A 21225-nucleotide genomic window follows, 5' to 3' on the forward strand; every position below is an offset into this window, starting at 1 on the left:
GACCTCCTGGATGTCCTCTCCCCCGCGCTCCTGCGCGAATCACAGGCGCTGCCTCGCCGGGCCGTCCTCCAGGTCGCGGATGACGTCGCTCCCGCGGTCGTCGAGACGATCATCGGCGCAATGGCCTGCGCAGGCCTCAGGCTCGAGCGATCGGTCTGGCCCGCGCAGTCGACGGGTGATCCCGGAGCGCCGGTGATCGCGCTCGCCGCACACCTCGTCCACCCCGCGCGTGCCGCAGCGCTGATGGCGTCCGACCTGGTCCATCTGCCGTTCGTGGTGGCAGGCAGCCGCGTGCGGGTCGGCCCCCTCGTCGTTCCGGGCGCCACCGCATGCCTGAGCTGCCTCGCCCTCACCGCTACCGATGCGGACAGCGGATGGCCGCTCCTGGCGGCGCAGCTGTGCGGGAGAACGGTGTCGGCGGTCCCGGGGGCGCTCCTCGTCGAGGCTGCGGCGCACGCGGTGCGCCTGCTCAGCGGCGAGGGGAGGGAACGGTCGACGACGACGGAGATCGTCCTGTCTGCGGCGCCCGCCCCCCGGGTGCTCCGGCACGACCCGCACGAACGCTGCGGGTGCCGATCTCCTGCAGGAACCGCGACGGACGTCGGTCGCGCGAGCCGCGCGACCAGCTGAGGTCCAGGGTCCGCACGGCCCGGGTGACGCCGACGTAGGTCAGTCGTCGCTCCTCGTCGATCGCGTCGAACGTCTGCGCCCACGAGATCGGCAGCAGTCCCTCGGCCAGGCCGATGAGGTGGACGTGGTCCCATTCCAGACCCTTCGCCGCGTGCAGGGTGGCCAGGGTCACCGTCCGCAGGGTCGGCTCCTCGTGTCCCTTCGCGCGCCGGAGCAGCTCGTCGGCGAACTCGCGCAGGGTCGTGCCCTCCGGCGCCTCTTCCGCCAGGCGCAGCAGAGCGGCCCGAGCCTCCCATGCGTCCCGCACGGCCCCGCCGGCCGGCGGCGGGTCGTCGGTCAGTCCGAGCGAGCGCAGCACGTCTCGAACCGCCTCGACGAAAGTACCCGTCTGGGGGGCCACGGCGGCCGCGCGCAAGGCCATCACCGCCTGCCGGACCTCCGGGACGTCGAAGAACCGTCGGCCGCCGAGCACATTCGCGGCGATCCCCTCATCCGCGAGCGCTCGCAGCAGTTCGGCCGATTGGGCATGAGCTCGGTAGAGCACGGCGATCGCGGCGGGGTCGATCCCCTCATCGATGCGGGCACGGATCCGTGCGGCCACCCCGCGAGCCTCGTCCCGCTCGTCGTCGTAGGCGGTGACAGTCGAAAGACCGGCGTCGACCGGCGGCGCGTCCACCCTTTCGACGCGTGCGGGGACGAGCCGCAGAGCGCCGGGACGATCTCGCATCAGCGCGTTGGCGACATCGAGGATCGGGGGCGCCGAGCGATAGTTGCGCTCCAGACGGACGACGCGCGCATCGGCGTGGCGCCGTTCGAATTCGAGGAGGAACCGCGGGTCGGCGCCCGCGAAGGAATAGATGGTCTGACTGGCGTCGCCGACGACGCACAGATCCTTTCGGTCTCCGAGCCACAGCTCGAGCAGGCGAGCCTGGAGCGGTGAGACGTCCTGGTACTCATCGACCGTGAAGTGGCGGTACTGCTCGTGGATGGTCGCCGCGACCCGCGGCTCGGCCTCGATCATTCCCGCGCAGGCCAGGAGCACATCTTCGAAGTCGATCTGCCGGCGCTGATCCTTCAGGTCCTCGTAGGCGCGCTGGAGACGGATGACGCGCTCGACGTCCAAGCCTCCCGCGCCCTGCGGCCGGTCACGGGCGTACTCCTCGATCGATCGCAGGGAGACCTTGCGCCACTCGATCTCCGACGCGATGTCCCGGAGGGTCGCCGTGTCGGGCTCGAGCCCGATTCCGTCGGCGGCGTGGGCGAGGAGGCGCACCTTGTTGTCGACGATCGACGGCATGGCGTCACCCGCGAGCGTCGGCCAGAAGTAGTTCAGCTGCGCGAGCGCGGTGGCGTGGAACGTGCGCGCCGAGACCCCGTCCACGCCGAGGGCGCGCAGGCGCGCCCGCATCTCCCCGGCTGCCTTCGTGGTGAAGGTGACGGCCATCACCCGACCCGGTGAGTACGCGCCGGTGTCGACACCGTGCGCGATGCGGTGGGTGATGACGCGCGTCTTCCCCGTTCCCGCTCCTGCGAGGACGACGACGGGTCCGCGCAGCGCCGTGACCGCCGCGCGCTGCTGTTCGTCGAGGTTCTCCAGAGGACCGATCACGACGCTCCCCCCGCATACCAGCCGCTGATGAGGCGATGCGCGATGGATGCGGGTCCGGGAAGGAGGAGGTCGCCACGGCCGGCGAGCCCCTCTCCGATCTCATCGCGACCGAACCACCGCACGCTGAGGATCTCCTCGCCGTCGGGCCGGGCCGCGCCGGCGTCGACGGCCTGGGCGGTGAACCCCACCATGAGCGAACGCGGATACGGCCAGGCCTGCGAGGCCTGGTAGCGCACCTCGTCGACCTCGACGCCGGCTTCTTCGCGCACCTCCCGACGGACGGTGTTCTCGAGCGACTCGCCCGCCTCGACGAATCCCGCGAAGCACGAATAGCGTCCGTCGGCCCATGCCGCGTTCGAGCCCAGCAGCAGGCGGTCCGGGTCGTGGCGGTGGGTGACGGCGACGATCACCGCCGGGTCGGTGCGCGGGAAGTGCTCCCGCCCGCAGGAGGGGCAGCGACGCGACCAGCCGGCGTCGCGGGTCTCGGTGCGGGCCCCGCAGGCAGGACAGAACGGTGCCTCGCTGAGCCAGCGCGCCAGACTGACGGCGGTGACCGCCACGTCCGCCTCGACCGCAGGCAGATCAGGAGACGCCACCCGAAGCGGCTGCGTTGCCACCGATGCCTCCCCTGGCCACGGGGGCTGCGCGTCGGAATCCAGGACCGCGAGGACTACGGGGACACCCTCGTCGTCTCTGCCGAGGAACGCCCAGTCCGTGACGTGCCTCGCGGCCATCCTGGTCCAGCGGTCGGGGGAACTCCACGCCACGCGACCGTCCGCGACAGGGACACGATCTCCCGCGATCGCGAGAACCCGCGTGCGGGGATCGGTCAGCGCGGAGTCGATCACCCCGTCGCGGGACCGGTCCTCAGCCGCGCGATGCCACCTGGTCATCCGATCCGCACCCGCCCGGCGAGGTGCCCGTCGGGCGCTGTCGGATGATGTCATCGAGACCTTCCCGCGTTGGTCGACGAGCCAGGGCGTGGCGCGAAGGCCCGGACGCGTGCCCGACCTACCCTGGGCACATGGCTCGCTCACCCCTCACTCTAGCCGCGTCGGTGACCTCGGCTCTGCCCGGCGCCGGCGTCGTCGGCGTCGCCGCGCTGACGGAGAACAGCGCCGGACGCTACGACTCGGCTCTGGTCGATCTCGATGACGGACGCCGCGTGGTGGTGCGTGCCCCCGTTGACGATTCGGCAGCCGCCGAGACGGCCTCCGAAGTGCGCGCGCTGAGCGTTCTGACCTCCGGAGTCCGCGGCCTGCTGCCGTTCCGGGTGCCGACGGTACTCGGCCAGACCGCCCTCGTCGGCGGCCGCGCCGTCGTGGCGGACTTCCTGCCGGGCTACCGTGTGGATCCCCCGCACCTGCCCGCCGGACGAGGGGCCGCGACATCGCTCGGCGAGGCCATCGCAGCCATCCACGCCCTCCCCGTCTCCGTCGTCCGCGACGAGGGATTGCCCGCCCGCACCACCCGCCAGCTCCGCGACGACATCGAGCGGACGGTGGAGCGCGCCGTGGCGACCCGTCGACTCCCCCCAAGCCTGGACGTGCGGTGGAGTCAGGCCGTGACCGCGGAGGACCTCTGGCGGTTCGAGACCACGGTCGTCCTCGGCGGAGCGGGCGCGTCATCCTTCCTCTTCGAGGATTTCGCCGGAGAGCCGCGGGTGACCGGCGTTCTCGACTGGCACGGCCTGAGCGTGGGTGACCCCGCCGGCGACTTCATGTGGCTGGCCTCCGCCCCCGACGCCGCCGACGATGTCTTCGCGTCGTACCTCGCCCGCAGCGTCCACGCCCCCGACGCCCTGTTGCGTGAGCGGGCGCGTCTGTATGCCGAACTGGAGTTCGCCCGGTGGCTCGTGCACGGTCACGAGACAGGCCGCTCGGACATCGTCGACGACGCGGTCGAGCTGCTCGAATCCCTGGCCGCCGGCGTGGCAGGGGATGACATCGTCCCCCAGGACCGCGCCGACGTCGATGATGCCATCGCCCTGCTCGACCGCCTGCCCGGTCCCACCGCGACACCGGTGAACACCTCGATGCAGACCGACGCCTACGATCCCGCGGAGGTCTCGGCGTGGTTCGGCGACGAGGCCGACGACACGGACGGGAACGAATCGGACGCCGGAGAAGCGGACGCCGGTGACCCGGCGGCTCCTCGCGCAGGACGGGATCTCGGCCGGGAGGACACGGCGCCCCTCGACCTCGCACCGATCCGCGAACGGCTGGACGACGTCGGGGAGGCCGAGCGGGCCTCGCAGGCGGCCCTGCGGCGTTGGGCCGTGCCGGAGGAGGCGCCCGCGGGTCAGCCGCGGAGAACGAGATCGTCGGCGACGTAGTACAGCGTCACGTCGATCTGCGACACCGGCACGCCGTGCTTGGCGTGGTACGCCCGCCGGTACAGCTCGAGCTGGACCATGCGGTCCTGACGTTCCCGCGCGTTCTTCGGCGGCGATCCGGTCTTCCAGTCGACGATCTCCACCCGGTCGCCACGTCGGTAGACGGCGTCCAGCTTGCAGATGATCACGTGCGGACGGCCGTCGGGGCCGGTCATCGTGAAGTCGATCTCGGTCTCGACCTCGACGGGCTTGAGATCCGCCCACTCGGAGGCCAGGAAGCGCCGCTGAAGCAGATCGAGGTCCGCGGTGGCGTCGGGCCGCTCGTTCGCCTCGGTCGCCTCGTCCCCGTCGTCCCAGAGCGCGTCATCCAGGGAGGCCGCCCTCCCGGCGATCCCTGAGCGCCGCTCCACCCATTCGTGGAAGAGGGTGCCGATGCGGGTCTGACGATAGGGCCGCTCCGGGAGCGGCCGCGCGAGCACGTCGGCGGGCGTGCCGTCCCGCAAGGCGACATCCTTGTATCTGGATGCCGGGATGCGCGTGGGAAGCGGCGCGGTGCGGTGGCGTTCCCGGGCGCGACGTTCAGCCAGCAGCATCCGCACCTCGTCATCCGGCGCTGCCGGTGGGCCGTCCAGTGCGTCGCGGACCTGCCGGGCCGCGGCCTCGACCCGTGGGCGACGCGACCCGAGCGGATCCATCGGCCACGACAGGATCCGTCTCTCACCTTCGAACGGGTTGGTATCGAGGTCGGGCTCGTCGAGACGGATGCCCAGGGTGTCGGCGATGTCGCGGAGGAAGACCCCGGTGGGCCGCGGCCGCTTCGTTCCCGCCCAGGGTGACGCGGTCAGCAGCAGGTGCTCCCGAGCGCGGGTCACGGCCACGTAGGCCAGCCGTCGATCCTCGTCGAGCTGACGGGCGCGGTGTGCGGCGACGAAGGCGTCGATCTCGCGCTTGAGGTCCTGCTGCGTGGGGGCCAGCTCCTCCTGCCAGGGCAGGGGCGGAAGCCACGCCGCGTCCCCGCGGAACTCGTACGGCAGGACTCCGAACCCCAGCCAGCCCTTGGTGTCCTTCGCCGCGGAGGGGAGCTCATCGGTGACCATCCGGACGACGGCGACGGCGTCCCATTCCAATCCTTTCGATCCGTGGATCGTCAGCAGCTGAACGACATCGTCTTCGGGGGGCTCTGTGCGCGGGGCGAACTCGTCGAGCTTCTCGGCGTGGTCGAGCCACGCCAGCAGGCTTCCCAGGGAACCGGTGTCGTCCGCGGCGAGGAAGGCGTGCACCTCGTCGAGGAACGCCCGCAGCTGCGCCGACGCGATCCGCATGGGCCCACGCGTCTCGTTCGCCGCCAGCTCGATGTCCAGCTGCAGCTCCGCTTCGATCAGCCGGATGAGCTCGGGCAGGGGCGCACCGACCGAATGGCGCAGGCCCGCGAAGACGGCACCCGCCTCCTTCAGCCGCACGCGCGCCTCGGGTGTGAACGGTGCCAGCCAGCCGTGATCGGGCGCCGAGCGCACCACGAAGTCCAGCGCGTCGACAAGCGATGCGCGGTCTTCCCCCGCGCCGGCGCGGACGCGAGCGGCGACCGCCTCGTCAAGGGGCCGCAGGGCGGCATCGTGTGTCGCCAGCCGCCGGGCGAGCTCGGCGAGTGCCCGCAGATCGGCCAACCCGATACCCCACCGCGGGCCTGCGAGCAGGCGGATGAGGGACGAGCCGGCGGTGGGGTCGCTGATCACCCGGAGGGCGCTGACGACATCGACCACCTCCGGCGTGGAGAGCAGGCCACCCAGACCCAGGATGCGGTGGGCGACGCCGCGTCGGCCCAGCGCGTCGCCGAATCGCACCATGTGCTTCTTGCTGCGGAAGAGGATGGCGCCGGTGGTGGGCAGGCCGCCGCGGCGCCTCTCGGCGCGCACACGTGCGAACCATTCCGCGACACGGTCGGCCTCGGCATCGATATCGGCCTCCACCGCGATCTCGACCACTCCCCGGGGCGCATCCGGGCGCGGGCGGAGTTCGGCCACCGCCACCGGGGAACGGGGGGCGAGCGGTGCGAGCACCGCACCCGCTGCGCGCAGGACGTCTCGGCTGTTGCGCCAGCTGGTCATGAGCGCGTAGGTGCCGCAGCCCGCCCCTCCGGAGAAGGCGGCGGAGAACCCGCCCAGATTGCCGGCGCTCGCCCCGCGCCATCCGTAGATCGCCTGATGCGGGTCGCCCACCGCCATCACGCCGGTGCCGGAGAACAGGGCGGCGAGGAGGTCGGACTGGATCACCGATGTGTCCTGATACTCGTCCAGCAGCACGACGCGGAACCGGTCGCGCAGCTCGGCGGCCACGCTCGGGTGATGACGGACCACTTCCAGCGCGCCGGCGACCTGATCGGAGAAGTCGATCACGCCCCGGCGACGCTTGGCGCCTTCGTACTCCTGGGCGAGGTCTGCCAGGAGGGAGAGCGCCGAGACCCGCGCGTGCGCATCGGAGACGTCCTTGTACACCGAGACGGAGCTCTTCTCGGAGGGACGATCCAGAACCCCGGCGAACCGGTCGGGGAACTCCCGCAGCCTCTCGACGTCGACGAGGTTGTCGGCGCCGTCCCGCGCGATGCGCAGCGCTGCGTCGACGATGGTGCGCAGCGCCTCGGGGCGGTCCTCCAGGCGAGGATCGTCGGAGTCGAGCACGACCCGCCGCATCAGAAGCCACGCCGCCGAGTCCGAGAGCACCGCGGTGTCGGTGTCGCGACCGATCCGGATCGCATGCTCCCGGACGATCTGGTCGGCGAAGCTGTTGTACGTCGCGATGACCGGCCGCTCCAGGAGGTCGTCTCCGGCCCCGGACTCCCCCGTGCCGGCGGAGCGGTCGGCACGCCCGAAGCGCTCGGCGAGGGACTGGAGGTAGCGCAGACGGGTCTGATCGTGCTGCGCACTCTCGGAGCCGAAGAAGGCCAGCGCACCGCTCGCGTGCAGCTCGGGGAGGAGGGACAGCAGGCCCGCCCGTTCGAACTCGCCCAGACGACGCAGGCGTCGCTGCACGCGCTCGGCCAGCTCACCCGCCGCCTTACGGGTGAAGGTCAGCCCGAGCACCTCGTCCCGACGCACGAACCCGTTCGCGACGAGCCACACCACCCGCCCTGCCATCGTCTCGGTCTTCCCGCTCCCCGCGCCGGCGACGACCAGGGCCGGGCGCAGCGGGGATTGGATGACCGCTGCCTGCTCGTCGGTAGGCGGGAACTGTCCGAGCGCGGCGGCGATGACAGCCGCGGACAGACGCGCCGGTGCGGGCTCGGTCATGAGGCGCTCACCGCCCCGATGGTGTGGATACGGCACAGTCCGTGACTGTGCTCGTCGCGGCAGTGCTCCTCGTACGGAGCGCGGAACGACTCGCCGGTCATCACTCCGACCGCAGCGCGGATGCGGGCGAGGAACGCTGCCCGGCGCTCGGTGTCGAAGGGCGGCTGGGTCGGGGTGACGAAGTCCCGTTGCGAGGTCGGCAGGAGCACGAGAAGGCGCGCCCCGCCGGAGCGCAGCCCCGCCGTCCCCGCGATGGCCCCGGACTCGAAGGCGAGCTGATACGCGGCCAACTGGGGGTGCTCGAGCACCTTCGCGTCGGTCTGCGGCTCGCTCTTGCCGGTCTTGAGGTCGACGATGACCACGTCCCCCTCCCCCGTGAGCTCGACCCGGTCGATGTAGCCCGACAGCACCGCCGGAGCCGATGTCGTGTCCGCGGCGGCCTGGCCCACAACGAGCCCTTCGGAGTGATCCGGATCGAGGAACAGGGGGACTTCGAAGTGCGGCTCGGCGTCGAGGAGTCGGCCTCCGTCCGCCTCGAAGCGGTCGAGGTAACGTGCCAGTCGTCGGACGAGATCCCGCGCGCGGGTCCGCTCCGCGCGGGCCTGCCAGGATGCGTCGAACACCAGCTCGTGCCAGCGCCCCTCGACCACCTGCCAGAGGCTCTCCTCGTGGGCGCCGGCCACCGCGACCTCCAGCGCGGCGTGGATGATCGTCCCGACCCCTGCGGTCGTGCTTCCCGGATCACCGCCGAGCTCGCCGATGAGCCAGTTCACCTCGCACTCCTCGAGGGTGTGGAGCCGCGAGGGCGAGACCCTGATCCGCTCACGCGACGGATCCCGCAACGGTCCGCTCGAGCTCGGTGGACGCACCCCGTACCACTCCTCGGGTGCCGCGCCCGGGACCGCTGCCGCCGCGAGCAGGGCCAGCTGCCCCGCCGCGTTCTGCACCGTCGCCGGGTCGGTCGCATCCTCGCCGGTGGTCAGAGTGCGCCGGTGAAGCGCGACCACGCCGCGCAGGCTCAGCGGATGCGTCGACGTCGACGCCGGGGCCTCGGGTTCGGGAAGGAGGTCGAACAAGACGCTGGGACCGCGGTCGTCGTCATCGACGGCGGTGACGACCGTCACCGCCCGCGATCGCGACATGGCGCGGGCGAAGAGCCGCAACTCGTCATGGAGTGCCGCGCGACGCCGGTCCAGTCCCGCGCTTCCCGCGTCCCTTCGCGCCGGCGCACGGGCGGCCTCGGCGAGCCGCCAGGTCTCCAGGAGGCTGCCGCGGTTGCGCGTGTTGGGCCAGACACCGTCCTGGACGCCGGCGACGACGACGGTGTCGACATCGAGCCCGAGGGCCGAGGCCGGTGTCAGCACGGCCACCACGTCGTGCGGGAGCCCCGCGTCGAGTCGGTCGTCCGCGACGTCGCTGTCGAGGATGCCGCGGATGAAGGCGCGCGCATCGGCGTCCCCGGGACGCTCGACGAAGCGCTTGGCCGCCTGGAAAAGCGCCACCATGGCGTCCAGGTCACGACCCGCCTGGTCGGCCAGGGGACCATGCCCCTTCGCCTGCTCGACCCACGCCCGCTCCAGGCGGCTGTGCTCCCACGCCGTCCACAGCAGCTCGTGGATGGTGGCATCCTGCGTCGTCTGTTCCCGCAGCCGCGCGAGCGTCGCAGCCACCGCGGCCGCTCGACGCGCCTCACGCGTGTCGATCAGCTCCCACTCGAGGGGATGGATCATCGCGGACAGGAGGAGATCGCGTCCTGACCGATCGCCGCCCTCGGCGATCTCTCGATGCCGGAGGGCCGTGCGCACCCTCCGCAGCTCGATCGCGTCGAGCCGGCCGCACACCCCTTCCAGGGCGGCGGCGACATCGTCGACCGACCACTCCTCCACGGGCCGGTGGGCCAACTCCACGAGTCGGAGGATGTCTCGGACGGCGCGCACCTCGCCGAGGGCTCGACCTGCTCCCTGGGATCGCGCGGGCACCTCGCGGGCGGTCAGCTCCCTTTCAAGCGCGGCCACCTGACGACTGTCGTGCGCGATCACCGCCAGTTGCCCCCAGGGCACCCCATCCAACAGGTGGTGTTCCCGAAGGATCCGGGCCACGGCGTCGAACTCCTCTGCCGGCGAGCGCAGGATGAGTGCCCGCACCGAGGAGTCTGCGGCGGTCGGGTCGGGCGCCGGGCGGTGCGCCACCACCCCGACCGCCCCGATCCGCTCGACGATCCGCCGAACCGTCTCCCGCTGCGCCCGCGTCCCGCGGTGCCCGTGCGAGAGCACGTGAACGGCCCGCAGCGACGCGGCCAGCCGGGCGAAGTTCTCCGGCGACGCGCCGCGGAACGCCCCCGCCCCGACATCCGGGTCGCCGAACGCGAGCACCGCGATCCCTCGGGAGGCGCAGGCCTCCAGGAGTTCGATCGCACCCAGCGTGAGCTCCTGTGCGTCGTCGACGAGCAGGATGCGCACGCCGCCCGCGGCGGCAGACGCACCCGCCGTGTCGCCTGCCGCACGAACGAACCCTGCCGCCTCCCGGATGAGTCCCGCAACGTCCCGGTGCGCGCCGCGCATGGCCGCGCGCACCTCGAGGTATTCCCCGAAGAAGGACGCGAGGGGATGCCACACCTCCACCCCGTCCCTACGGGCGAGCCGCGCCAGCGTCGCCGGCTCGATCCCCTGTGTCGTGCACTCGGCGAGGAAGGTCCTCACCTCCGTGCGGAACCCCGCCGTGGCGCGGATGTCGGGACCGAGCCACGACGGCCAGCCGCGGGACGCACCCGCGGCCTCGTCCTCGGCGTCACCCTCGAGCAGCTCGCGCAGCAGCTGATCCTCCTCGCCGCCGGTCAGCAGCTGCGGCGGGGCTCCGCCCGCGGTCACCTCCGCCGCTCGGACGATCTGGAAAGCGAAGGACGGGACGGAGCGGGCGGGCGCACCGGAGGTGGCCCGGCCCGCGGCGAGCGAAAGCCGGTCGCGCAGGGCTGTCGCCGTCTGACGCGTCGGGGTCAGCACCAGGATCTCGTCGGGGTGGACGCCCGCGTCGACGAGGCGTCGGAACCGCTCCACGACGGTGAGGGTCTTGCCCGATCCCGGAGCACCCACCACGACGCCCGAGGCGTCCGCAGGCAGGGTGACCACCGCCGACTGATCGCCATCCAGGTCCGCGTGCGGCCTGTCCGGCGCCTGCGCCGGGACCCTCCCGGGGATCAGCGCAGGTGGTTCGGTCGAGGTCACCCTTCGACGCTAACCCGAGCCTCCGACAACGCCCGACGCCACGACGGTGTCGTAGAGTTGCCATGCGCATCGAGGTCCGAGCGCGAGAGGAAGGCAGACACGTGGAGATCCGTATCGGTATCGCGAACACCGGCCGCGAGCTCAACTTCGAAACGAGCGAGTCGGCGGCGGACGTGAAGGCGTCGGTGGCAGCCGCGCTGGATGCCGGAGCGACCCACGTGAGCTTCGCCGACAGCAAGGGCAACACGTACATCGTCCCCACCTCGGGCCTGGCCTACATCGAGATCGGCACCGAGGAGTCCCGTCGCGTCGGCTTCGTCGCCTGAGGATCCGCGCGTGCAGATCCTCCTCGCCTTCATCGCCGGAGCGGCGATCGGGATCGCCCTGCATTTCGGCCTCCCCGGCCGCGGCAGTCGCGGTGTCGTGCTCGCGCCGATGATCGGTGCCGCGGCATCCGGAATCGTCTGGTCGGCCCTGACCTGGGCAGGCGTCGGAATCGACAACCCGTGGATCTGGTTGAGCGCCCTCGTCGCACCGGCCGTCGTCACCGCCCCGATGCTCGCGGTCATCACCCGCGCGCGGGTGAACGCCGATCAGCGCGAGCGCGAGCGACTCGGCATCGCCTGAGGGCGACTCCCCGGCACGGGAGGGCTTCCCCGGCGGGCTCAGGCGGCCAGGCCCATGTCCTCCATGCGCCGCGAGTGCGCGGCCATCAGCGCCGTGAAGACCGGCTCCACGCGCTTCTCGTCCGAGGCGGCGAGCGTGGGCGGCCGCAGGGCCGCCCGAGCGATGAGAAGGGTGTCGCCGACGAGCCGCCGACCCCACATGGCCAGGAGTGAACGCCACTCGGGATCGCTCTGGATCGTCTCCCCGACCAGGTCGACGATCGCCTGACGGTCGTCGTCGGCGCGGAGGATGCGTGCGACCCGTCGACCCGTCTCCCCGAAGCTGGCCGAGAGGGCCAGATAGAAGTCGTCGAGCATCCCGGCGATGATGTGCACCGAGAGCATCGTCTCCTCGGGCCTTATCCCGTGCGTCGCCCGGCGGAAGGCGTCCAGCGGCTCTCGGAAGGGGAGCATGAGCGAGGTCGGGTCCTCACCGCGCTCCCGGATCAGCGCGACGAGCTCCTCGTGCTTGGTCAGCGCGGCGCCCGCCGCGCGGGAGAGGGATTCCTTCTCGGCCAGCGAAGGGGTCATCGCGATCAGCTCGGAAAGGGTCTCGAAGAAGCCGAGCTGCAGGTACGCCGCCTGCCCGAGGAACGTGTTGACGTCGGGGGCCAGCTCCGCGAAGTCCACGCGACGCGCGTCGCCGAAATCTCCGCGCGACCGCAACGAGAGGGTCCGAGCGGTGCCTCGCTGCCTGCGCCAGAACCAGTTCACCACGCACGTCACCTTACCCTCGCGGCTCGCCGGAGGAGGATGCGCAGCGGGCGCGCGGGCGACGGCGGGTATCCTGGAACGCGTTCCGGCATCGGATCGGAACCCCCGCGCCTGCGGTCGACGAAGGGCGTGGATCCATCACTCGGCCCGCCTGCCACCATCCGGGCCCCTTCGACAGACAGGCATGACATCGTGACGACTTTCGCCGAACTCGGCGTCGATCAGGACATCGTCGACGCGCTCGCCGCGCGCGGCATCATCGACTCCTTCCCCATCCAGGAGCAGACCATCCCCCTCGGCCTCCCCGGTCAGGACATCATCGGACAGGCGAAGACCGGCACCGGAAAGACCTTCGGCTTCGGCATCCCGGTCGTCCAGCGTCTGGGCCTGGACCCCGCCCCGGGCGTGAAGGCACTCATCGTGGTGCCGACCCGCGAGTTGGCGGTGCAGGTGTACGAGGACATCGACATGCTCACCCGGAATCGTTCCACCTCCGTCGTGGCGATCTACGGCGGGAAGGCCTACGAGGGCCAGATCGAGCAGCTCCAGGCGGGTGCGCAGATCGTCGTGGGCACCCCCGGTCGACTGATCGACCTGGCGGGTCAGCGGCTGCTCGACCTCTCCGGCGCGATCGAGGTCGTCCTCGACGAGGCCGACAAGATGCTCGACCTCGGTTTCCTCCCCGACATCGAGAAGATCTTCCAGAAGCTTCCGGCCGTCCGTCACACCCAGCTCTTCTCCGCCACCATGCCCGGCCCGATCGTGACCCTGGCCCGCCGGTTCATGTCCAACCCGATCCACATCCGCGCCAACGACCCCGACGAGGGTCTCACGCAGGCCAACATCAACCACCTCGTCTACCGCGCGCACTCGCTCGACAAGGACGAGGTCATCGCCCGGATCCTGCAGGCCGAGGGGCGGGGCAAGACCGTCATCTTCACGCGTACCAAGCGCGCCGCCCAGAAGCTCGTCGACGAACTCGGCGACCGCGGCTTCTCCGTTGTGGCCGTGCACGGCGACATGAGCCAGGAGGCGCGGGAGCGCTCGATGGCCGCCTTCAAAGCGGGCAAGAAGGAGATCCTCATCGCCACCGATGTGGCCGCCCGAGGCATCGATGTGGACGACGTCACACACGTCATCAACCACACGATCCCCGACGACGAGAAGACGTACCTCCACCGTGCGGGCCGCACCGGCCGCGCCGGGAAGACCGGCATCGCGGTCACCTTCGTCGATTGGGAAGACCTGCACAAGTGGGCGCTGATCAACCGTGCGCTGGAGTTCGGTCAGCCCGAGCCGCGTGAGACGTACTCCTCCAGCCCTCACCTGTTCGAAGACCTCGGCATCCCCGCGGGAGTGCGCGGACGGCTCACGACCGCACCGCGCACCGAGGCCGTCAAGACCACCGGCGCCTCGTCGGATCGTCCGGCACGCTCGGAGGCACCGCGCCGTCGCCGTCGGCGCGGTGAGGGTTCCGCGGCCGCGGACACCGTCACCGTGCCCGCCGAGCACGGCGCGGAGCGACCGGCCGAGACCGACGGGCAGGGCACGCACGACGGCAGCGGCAAGGGCCATCACGACGGCAATGCGGCACCCGCCCGCCGCCGCCGACGTCGCCGCGCGCCTCGCACCGGAGGAGCTCCCACCGTCGGCTGACATCCTCCGGACAGCGGGGCAGGTCGACCGATATGGTGAGCGGTGACGGCGCAGGATGCGCCGTCGTACCTCGCGACGAAAGGCACGACCGTGCGCTTCACCGACACCATCGAGTACCAGGGATTCTGGGGATCGTTCTGGGACCTCATCTGGTGGTTCCTTTGGGCTTTCGCCTTCATCGCCTACCTGTTCGCGCTCTTCGCGATCATCGGCGACCTCTTCCGTGACCACAAGATGAAGGGGTGGGCCAAGGCGATCTGGATCGTCTTCCTGATCTTCGTCCCGTTCCTCACGGCGCTGGTCTACCTCATCGCACGCGGCGGCGGGATGGCCGAGCGCAGTGCCGCCCAGGTCCGTGCCATGCAGAAGGCGCAGGACGACTACATCAAATCGGTCGCCGGCGCCTCGGCGCACCCGAGTCCTGCGGATGAGATCGCCAAGGCGAAGGCGCTGCTGGATGCCGGCACGATCACTCCCGAAGAGTACGAACGCCTGAAGGCACGCGTCATCTCCTGAGGCGGAGCGCGGCCTCGTCCGGCTCAGGCCAGGACGGGGCTGCTTCCTCTCCCCCGTCGGACGATCCGCTCGATCATCATCGTCTCGGTGCTGTTCTCCCCGGGCACGTTGGGCTTCCCCTGCCCGTGGTAGTCGCTGGAACCCGTGACGATGAGATCGCGCTCGTCCGCGACGCGGCGCAGCTGCCGCACCTGGTCGGCGATGTTTTCCCGATGGCGCAGCTCGAGGCCCGCCAGACCCGCGTCCAGCATCCGCTGCATCACCCCGTGCGGCAGCATGCCGCGCCCGGCGGGATGGGCCACGACGGCCACACCGCCCGCTCCCGTGATGCGCTCGACCGCCGTGACGGGATCAGGCGCATAGAGCGCGACGTAGTAGTCACCACCGGGGTGGAGGATGCGCGAGAAGGCCTCGGTCCGGTCGCGCACGTAGCCTCGAGCGATGAGCGCGTCGGCGATGTGCGGTCGACCGACCGTCGCACCGTCGGTGGTCTGGGCGAGGATGTCGGCCCAGTTCAGATCGAAGTCGGCGCTGATGCGTTCTGCCATCTCCTGCGCCCGGTCCATGCGCGAGGAACGGATCCGATCGGTGAGGGCGCGAAGCGGAGCGTCGTCCGGGTCGAAGAGGTAGGCCAGGATGTGGACGCTGCGCCACTGGTACTTCGCCGACAGCTCCATTCCGGGAAGGAACGACAGCCCGAGCCGCGACGCGGCATCGGCGGCCTCACCCCAGCCCGCCGTGGTGTCGTGGTCGGTGAGCGCCGCGGTGCGCATTCCGTGGCGATGGGCCGCCGCCATGACCTCGGCCGGCGTCTCGGTGCCGTCGGAGTAGACGGAGTGAAGGTGCAGATCCCCCGGGCCCTGGGGTCCGGGGGATCGGTGCATACCTCCACGCTACCGCCGGCCGCAGGCAGACGGATCTTTCAGACTCGTCGCATAGTGTCTCGATGTGCTTCGCCTCGTCGGGATCCTGTGTGCCGTGGTGGCGGCGGTCGTGGCGGCGGTTCTGACCTGGCCGTCCTTGTTCCGTCTCGAACGCACCTTCCCGGTGGCGCAGATCGTGTCGTTCCGCCCCGTCCTGGTCGTGGTGTTCGCCGCCGCGGCGATCGTCTTCCTCCTCGTCGCCGTCATCCGGCCCGTTCGCGCCCTGGCGCTGTGTCTTGCGCTGATCTGCGTCGGAGCCTCGGCGGTGGGTCTGACCACGGTCCTCGGCCGCGGGATCGGAACGCAGACCCTCCCGGAAAAGGCTGAGGGCAGCATCCGCGTGATGACATGGAACACCGCCGGGGAGGCGACGTCGGCGGACAGCATCGCACGCGTCGCCGTGGCGATGGATGCCGATGTCGTCACCCTGCCCGAGACGACGATCGAGACCGGCGAGCAGGTCGCGATCGCCATGCGCGAGCTCGGCCACCCGATGTGGGCCCATCACACGGAGTACTTCCCGGGCGAGGGGTGGGACGCGCACTCCACCACTCTCCTGATCACCCCCGAGCTCGGCGACTACAGCGTGATCGAGTCGTCGGTCAACGGCACGACGAACACCTCCACCCTCCCGAGCGCGGTCGCGATGCCCGTGGACGGGGAGGGCCCGATCGTGGTCGCCGCGCACGCCGTGGCACCGCGCCAGGAGTACATGGACCAGTGGCGCACCGACCTGCAGTGGCTCGCCGACCAGTGCGCCGACCAGAACGTCATCATGGCGGGTGATTTCAACGCCACCCTCGACCACATGAGCGGACTGGGCGTGGACGGCGGCGACATGGGGCGGTGCCGCGACGTCGCCAGCCGCACGGGGAACGGATCGGTCGGCACGTGGTCGACCTCCGTGCCGGCGCTGCTGGGAACGGCGATCGACCACGTCATGGTGTCACCCCAGTGGACGCCGACGGCCTCGGTGGTGCTTCGGACGATGGACGATTCCGGCAGCGATCACCGTCCGCTGATCGTGCAGCTCGATCCTGTCCGCTGATGGCCGGTCGGATGCGACGGCGGGGTGCGACACTGGAGGGATGAGCACCTCCGGCGACACCTCCCCCAACACGACGACCAATCGCCGTCAGCCGTTCCCCCAGGGCTTCCTCGACAGCATCTCCTCGGGGTGGGCCGCACGGCCCGAGTCGCTGCCACCGCAGCGCCCCGAGGCGTCGTACGCGGCCGCGCGCCGGGCGCGCCTGTCGTCCGCCTTCCCGGGACGGCGGCTCGTGATCCCCGCCGGGGAGATGAAGCAGCGCAGCAACGACACCGACTTCCCGTTCCGCGCCCACTCGGCGTTCTCCCACCTCACCGGCTGGGGCTCGGACTCCGAGCCGGGCGCCGTCCTCGTGATGGACCCCGCGCCTGAGGGCGGGCACCGCGCCACCCTGTACTTCCGCGAGCGTGCCGACCGTACGACGCCGGAGTTCTACGCCGACGCCTCGATCGGGGAATTCTGGATCGGGCCGCGTCCGGCCCTGCCCGGGGTCGCCGCGGACCTGGGACTGGACACCCGTCACGTCGACGCGTTCTCCGCCATGGACGGCGACCTCGTCGTCGACGTCGATGCCGAGCTCACCCGCGCGGTCTCCGAGCTCCGCCTGGTCAAGGACGCCTACGAGATCGAGCAGATGCGCCTGGCCGTGGATGTCACCGCCCGGGGCTTCGACGACATCGTCGCCGAACTCCCCCGCGTACTGGCCCATCCTCGTGGTGAGCGCGTCGTGGAGGGGGTCTTCCACCTCCGTGCCCGCACGGACGGCAACCGCGAGGGATACGACACGATCGCGGCCTCCGGCCCCCACGCGTGCTACCTGCACTGGACGCGCAACGACGGAACGGTCGCGCCCGGCGACCTCATCCTCGTCGACGCCGGTGTCGAGGTCGACAGCCTCTACACCGCCGACATCACCCGCACGATCCCGGTGAGCGGTCGCTTCACCGAGGTGCAGCGTCGGGTGTACGAGACGGTTCGCGAGGCCGCCGACGCCGCGTTCGCGGCGGCCCGCCCGGGAGTGACGTTCCGCTCCGTGCACGAGGCCGCGATGCGCGTGATCGCCGAGCGCACGGCTGAGTGGGGCCTGCTGCCGGTGACCGCCGAGGAGGCCCTGGACGCCGATCGCGGTGGACAGCACCGCCGCTACATGGTCCACGGCACCAGCCACCACCTGGGAATCGACGTCCACGACTGCGCTCAGGCGCGACGGGAGATGTACTACGACGGCATCCTCGAGCCCGGAATGGTCTTCACGATCGAACCGGGGCTGTACTTTCAGATCGACGATCTGACCGTGCCGGAGGAGTACCGCGGCATCGGCGTGCGGATCGAGGACGACGTGCTGATGACCTCGGACGGTCCCGAGAACCTCTCCGCATCGATCCCGCGCACGGCCGACGAGGTCGAGGCCTGGGTCGCACGCCACTCCTCGACCGCGTCGACGGCGTCGTGAGCTTCACCCCACCGGCCACGTTCACCACTCGTCCGACGCTGGCGGGCACCTTCGGGATGGCCGCCTCGACGCACTGGATCGCCACCGCCTCCGCGCAGGCCGTGCTCGAGCGCGGCGGCAACGCCTTCGACGCCGCCACCGCCGGGGCCTTCGTGCTGCACGTGGTGGAACCGCACCTCAACGGACCGGGCGGCGATCTGGTCGGTGTCTTCGCCACCGCGGAGGATCCGACCCCGGTGGTGCTGATGGGCCAGGGGCCGGCGCCCGCGCGCGCCAGCATCGCCCACTACATCGCGCAGGGACTGGACCTCGTCCCCGGGGCGGGCGGCCTTGCCGCCGCCGTTCCCGGAGCTGTCGATGCCTGGCTGGTGCTGCTGCGCGACCACGGCACCTGGGAGCTCGCCGACGTGCTGGCGTACGCCATCGGCTACGCCCGCGACGGGCATCCGCTGGTCGCCCAGGCGGCCGCCACGATCGCCCGGGTCGCAGAGCTCTTCCGTGACGACTGGACGAGCTCGGCTGATCTGTGGATGCCGGAGGGCCGGCCCCCGCGTGCGGGCGAGGTCGTGCGCAATCCCGCCTACGCCTCCGTGCTCGAGCAACTGGTGCACGCCGCGGGCAGTGCGGGCGAGGAGGGGCCGGGCGGTCGCAGGGCACGGATCGACGCCGCGCGCCGCGAATGGCGGGAGGGCTTCGTCGCCGCCGAGGCCACGGCCTTCCTGCGGGCACCCCACCGGCACTCCGGCGGGGGCATGCACTCCGCCGTCATCGAGGCATCCGATTTCGCCGCTTTCGAGGCGGGGTACGAAGCTGCCCTCACCCGGGATTTCCGGGGCGTCACCATCGCCAAAGCGGGGGCGTGGACGCAGGGTCCGGCACTGCTTCAGACGCTGGCGCTCCTCGAACCCCTCGGCGACGACCTGCTCGATCCCGCCACCGAGCGCGGCGCGCACACCATTCTGGAGGTGCAGAAGCTCGCGTACGCCGATCGCGAGGCGTGGTTCGGCGATGCCTCCGCCGCCGCGGCGATCGCCGGTCTGTTCGACGAGGACTATCTCGCCGAACGGCGGGATCTCCTCGGAGACGAGGCCGCAACGGCGTTCCGGCCGGGCCGCCTCGACGGATCAGACCCCTGGATCCCGCCGCTGCGGACGGTGTCGGGTCACGCCGGCGGCGCGGGGACCGGTGAGCCCACCGTCGACCGACGCGGTCAGACCCGGGGCGACACCTGTCACATCGACGTCGCCGATCGCTGGGGCAACATCATCTCTGTGACGCCATCCGGTGGATGGCTGCAGTCCTCCCCCACGATTCCCGCCCTGGGGTTCTGCCTGGGCACGCGCCTCCAGATGACCTGGCTCGCGCCGGGGCATCCGTCCTCGCTCGAACCGGGGCGGCGTCCGCGGACCACCCTGACCCCCACCCTGACGCTGCGCGACGGACGGCCGTGGTTCGCGATGGGCTCCCCCGGCGGCGATCAGCAGGACCAGTGGCAGCTCCTCGCGCTGCTGCGCATGATCGTCGGCGGCTACCGCGCACAGGAGGCCATCGACGCGCCCGGGCTGCATTCCACCGCCCTGCCCGAGTCGTTCTGGCCCCGCACGTGGACTCCCGCGGGAGCGGTGGTCGAGGACCGGCTCGGCGAGGAGGTCATCCGCGGGCTGGAACGGCGCGGGCACGTCGTCACCCGGGCAGGGGACTGGTCGCTCGGCCGCGTCTCAGCCGTGGGTCGGGAGCCGTCCGCCGACGGGAGCGCCGACGTGCTGTGGGCGGCCGCGAACCCGCGGGGAATGCAGGGCTACGCCTCCGGGCGCTGAGGAGAGGGCCGGTCCAGCCACTCCGCGACGATGTCGCCGATCCCGCCCCCGACCTCGTCGGCAGGACGCGCTCTCCCGGCGACCTCGAACGAGTGGTTGCCGTCCGGCACCCACCGCAGGGTGGCGTCGGGGCATGAGGCGACGACCCGCTCGAGGGCATCGTGCGGCTCCACGAAGGGGTCGCGGGTCCCCGAGAGGAACAGCTGCGGCTGCACAATGGCCGGGAGGTGATCGGCGCGCTCCTTCTCCGGTTCACCGGGGGGATGCAGCGGGTACCCCAGGTAGACCAGGGCGGCGGGGTCGATCAGTCCGGAGGAGACCGCCAGTGACGCCATCCGACCCCCGTACGACTTGCCCGCGGCGAAGTTCGGCATCGCGGGGCACCAGTCCGCCAGCGCCGCCAGTGCCGCCCGCCACGTCGCGGTCGCATGGGAGGCGGGACCGGGCATCCGGCGTCCCGCCTCACGGTAGGGGAAGGCGAAGCGCAGCACGGCGAGGTCCCGACGGGTCAAAGCGTCGGTAACGCCCACGAGGAAGGGATGCTCCGGGCCCGCCCCGGCACCGTGCGCCAAGGCCACGGCGCCCCGGGGCGCATCGGGGAGGGTGAGGAAGGCGGTCACTTCGACCGTCCCCCGCGGAAGCTCGACCGTGATGCGCTCCGTGCGCAGGGAGGTCATCGCGAGAGGGACTCGTCCGGCGGCGTGCCGGGGGGCGCGCCCGCATCCGACTCGGCGGGCTCCGGCGGTGCCACGCGTTCGCCGTAGCGGGGCGGCGCGCTGTCATCGGGTCGAGCCGCGCTCGTCACGCCCTCGTCCGCCCGCTCCGGTGATCCGGCGGCGACCGGTTCGACGACGGGCGCGGGAGAGTGCGCCCGCGGACCGAGGACCCTTCGTGCTTTGGCGACGTCGGAGGCGCTGACAGTGACGTCGTACCGTTCGGCCACGACCTGCATCACCGAGGCGAAGTCGCGACGGCGGCGCACGAGCGAGTAGGTGATGAGGCTCAGGAGCATGCCGATGGCGATGCCGACGAACAGGACGCCGACGAAGGCCTGGATCGGCACCGACGGGGAACCGAGGACCAGGATGGCGGAGAACAGCATGCCGAGCAGCAGACCGTTGATCGCACCGGAACGGGCCGCCTCGGCGTACCCGAGTCGTCCGGTCACGCGTTCGACCGAGCGGAGGTCGTGGCCGACGATGGCGATGTCGCGGGCGGGGATCTCGGCCGCGATCAGCGTCGACACGGCCTTCTGGGCGGCCTCATACGTCGGGAAGCTCGCGATCGCCTGGCCCGGCTCGGCCGACCCCTGCGGCAGACGTCCCCCACCCATCATGCTCATCTCATCATCCTC

At 71.4% G+C, this 21225-nt stretch carries 16 protein-coding genes; 8 read left to right on the forward strand and 8 right to left on the reverse strand.

From position 1 onward, the window contains the following. Window positions 1-469: 469 nt before the first annotated feature. The gene (locus tag MA875_RS03595) at window positions 470-2236 is read right to left on the reverse strand and encodes an ATP-dependent helicase (RefSeq protein ID WP_248240658.1); all 1767 of its coding nucleotides are present in this window, start codon (window positions 2234-2236) and stop codon (window positions 470-472) included. Continuing rightward, complete coding sequence (gene nudC, locus MA875_RS03600; protein ID WP_248240329.1) at window positions 2236-3132, reverse strand: NAD(+) diphosphatase; 897 nt, start codon at window positions 3130-3132, stop codon at window positions 2236-2238. Before nudC ends, MA875_RS03595 begins: the two co-directional genes overlap by 1 nt. Window positions 3133-3263: 131 nt before the next feature. Between nudC and MA875_RS03605 the strand changes: the two genes are divergently transcribed. Further along, on the forward strand, window positions 3264-4574 hold the full coding sequence (locus MA875_RS03605; protein WP_248240330.1) for a phosphotransferase: 1311 nt from the start codon (window positions 3264-3266) through the stop codon (window positions 4572-4574). On the opposite strand, the gene MA875_RS03610 is transcribed toward MA875_RS03605, so the two are convergent. Further along, the gene (locus tag MA875_RS03610) at window positions 4541-7858 is read right to left on the reverse strand and encodes an ATP-dependent helicase (RefSeq protein ID WP_248240331.1); all 3318 of its coding nucleotides are present in this window, start codon (window positions 7856-7858) and stop codon (window positions 4541-4543) included. The two genes, MA875_RS03605 and MA875_RS03610, sit on opposite strands and share 34 nt — an antisense overlap. Then, entirely contained in the window at window positions 7855-11079 is a 3225-nt protein-coding gene (locus tag MA875_RS03615) for a PD-(D/E)XK nuclease family protein (protein ID WP_248240332.1), read from the reverse strand. Before MA875_RS03615 ends, MA875_RS03610 begins: the two co-directional genes overlap by 4 nt. 101 nt (window positions 11080-11180) lie before the next feature. Between MA875_RS03615 and MA875_RS03620 the strand changes: the two genes are divergently transcribed. Both MA875_RS03620 and MA875_RS03625 read left to right on the forward strand, forming a co-directional pair. Beyond that, window positions 11181-11405 carry a DUF3107 domain-containing protein gene (locus MA875_RS03620; RefSeq protein WP_248240333.1) on the forward strand — a complete coding sequence of 75 codons (225 nt, stop codon included), beginning with the start codon at window positions 11181-11183 and terminating at the stop codon, window positions 11403-11405. Window positions 11406-11415: 10 nt separating this feature from the next. Beyond that, complete coding sequence (locus tag MA875_RS03625; RefSeq protein WP_248240334.1) at window positions 11416-11706, forward strand: hypothetical protein; 291 nt, start codon at window positions 11416-11418, stop codon at window positions 11704-11706. 38 nt (window positions 11707-11744) lie between these two features. On the opposite strand, the gene MA875_RS03630 is transcribed toward MA875_RS03625, so the two are convergent. Continuing rightward, window positions 11745-12461, reverse strand: coding sequence for a ferritin-like fold-containing protein (locus MA875_RS03630; protein ID WP_248240335.1), 717 nt, complete (start codon window positions 12459-12461; stop codon window positions 11745-11747). Between the two features lie 189 nt (window positions 12462-12650). Here MA875_RS03630 and MA875_RS03635 point away from each other — a divergent pair, with 189 nt between their 5' ends. Both MA875_RS03635 and MA875_RS03640 read left to right on the forward strand, forming a co-directional pair. Next, window positions 12651-14114 carry a DEAD/DEAH box helicase gene (locus MA875_RS03635; RefSeq protein ID WP_248240336.1) on the forward strand — a complete coding sequence of 488 codons (1464 nt, stop codon included), beginning with the start codon at window positions 12651-12653 and terminating at the stop codon, window positions 14112-14114. A gap of 90 nt (window positions 14115-14204) precedes the next feature. Beyond that, window positions 14205-14630, forward strand: a complete 426-nt coding sequence (locus tag MA875_RS03640) for an SHOCT domain-containing protein (RefSeq protein ID WP_372492519.1) — start codon at window positions 14205-14207, stop codon at window positions 14628-14630. A gap of 23 nt (window positions 14631-14653) precedes the next feature. Here MA875_RS03640 and MA875_RS03645 read toward each other — a convergent pair whose 3' ends face one another. After that, complete coding sequence (locus tag MA875_RS03645) at window positions 14654-15514, reverse strand: PHP domain-containing protein (protein ID WP_248240337.1); 861 nt, start codon at window positions 15512-15514, stop codon at window positions 14654-14656. A gap of 64 nt (window positions 15515-15578) precedes the next feature. Between MA875_RS03645 and MA875_RS03650 the strand changes: the two genes are divergently transcribed. From MA875_RS03650 to MA875_RS03660, 3 genes are read left to right on the forward strand one after another with little or no spacing between them, the layout of a single operon-like run. Beyond that, the gene (locus MA875_RS03650) at window positions 15579-16601 is read left to right on the forward strand and encodes an endonuclease/exonuclease/phosphatase family protein (protein ID WP_248240339.1); all 1023 of its coding nucleotides are present in this window, start codon (window positions 15579-15581) and stop codon (window positions 16599-16601) included. 40 nt (window positions 16602-16641) lie between these two features. Then, window positions 16642-18054 carry an aminopeptidase P family protein gene (locus tag MA875_RS03655; RefSeq protein ID WP_248240341.1) on the forward strand — a complete coding sequence of 471 codons (1413 nt, stop codon included), beginning with the start codon at window positions 16642-16644 and terminating at the stop codon, window positions 18052-18054. Continuing rightward, window positions 18051-19871: a gamma-glutamyltransferase family protein gene (locus tag MA875_RS03660; RefSeq protein WP_248240343.1), complete on the forward strand. Its 1821-nt coding sequence runs from the start codon at window positions 18051-18053 to the stop codon at window positions 19869-19871. Before MA875_RS03655 ends, MA875_RS03660 begins: the two co-directional genes overlap by 4 nt. On the opposite strand, the gene MA875_RS03665 is transcribed toward MA875_RS03660, so the two are convergent. Both MA875_RS03665 and MA875_RS03670 read right to left on the reverse strand, forming a co-directional pair. Then, the gene (locus tag MA875_RS03665; protein WP_248240345.1) at window positions 19853-20548 is read right to left on the reverse strand and encodes an alpha/beta hydrolase family protein; all 696 of its coding nucleotides are present in this window, start codon (window positions 20546-20548) and stop codon (window positions 19853-19855) included. The genes MA875_RS03660 and MA875_RS03665 overlap by 19 nt on opposite strands. Then, window positions 20545-21213, reverse strand: coding sequence for a YflT domain-containing protein (locus tag MA875_RS03670; RefSeq protein WP_248240347.1), 669 nt, complete (start codon window positions 21211-21213; stop codon window positions 20545-20547). The genes MA875_RS03665 and MA875_RS03670 overlap by 4 nt, the downstream gene beginning before the upstream one ends. Between the last annotated feature and the right edge of the window lie 12 nt (window positions 21214-21225).

It is taken from the genome of Microbacterium kunmingense (assembly GCF_023155745.1).
GTDB lineage: Bacteria > Actinomycetota > Actinomycetes > Actinomycetales > Microbacteriaceae > Microbacterium > Microbacterium kunmingense.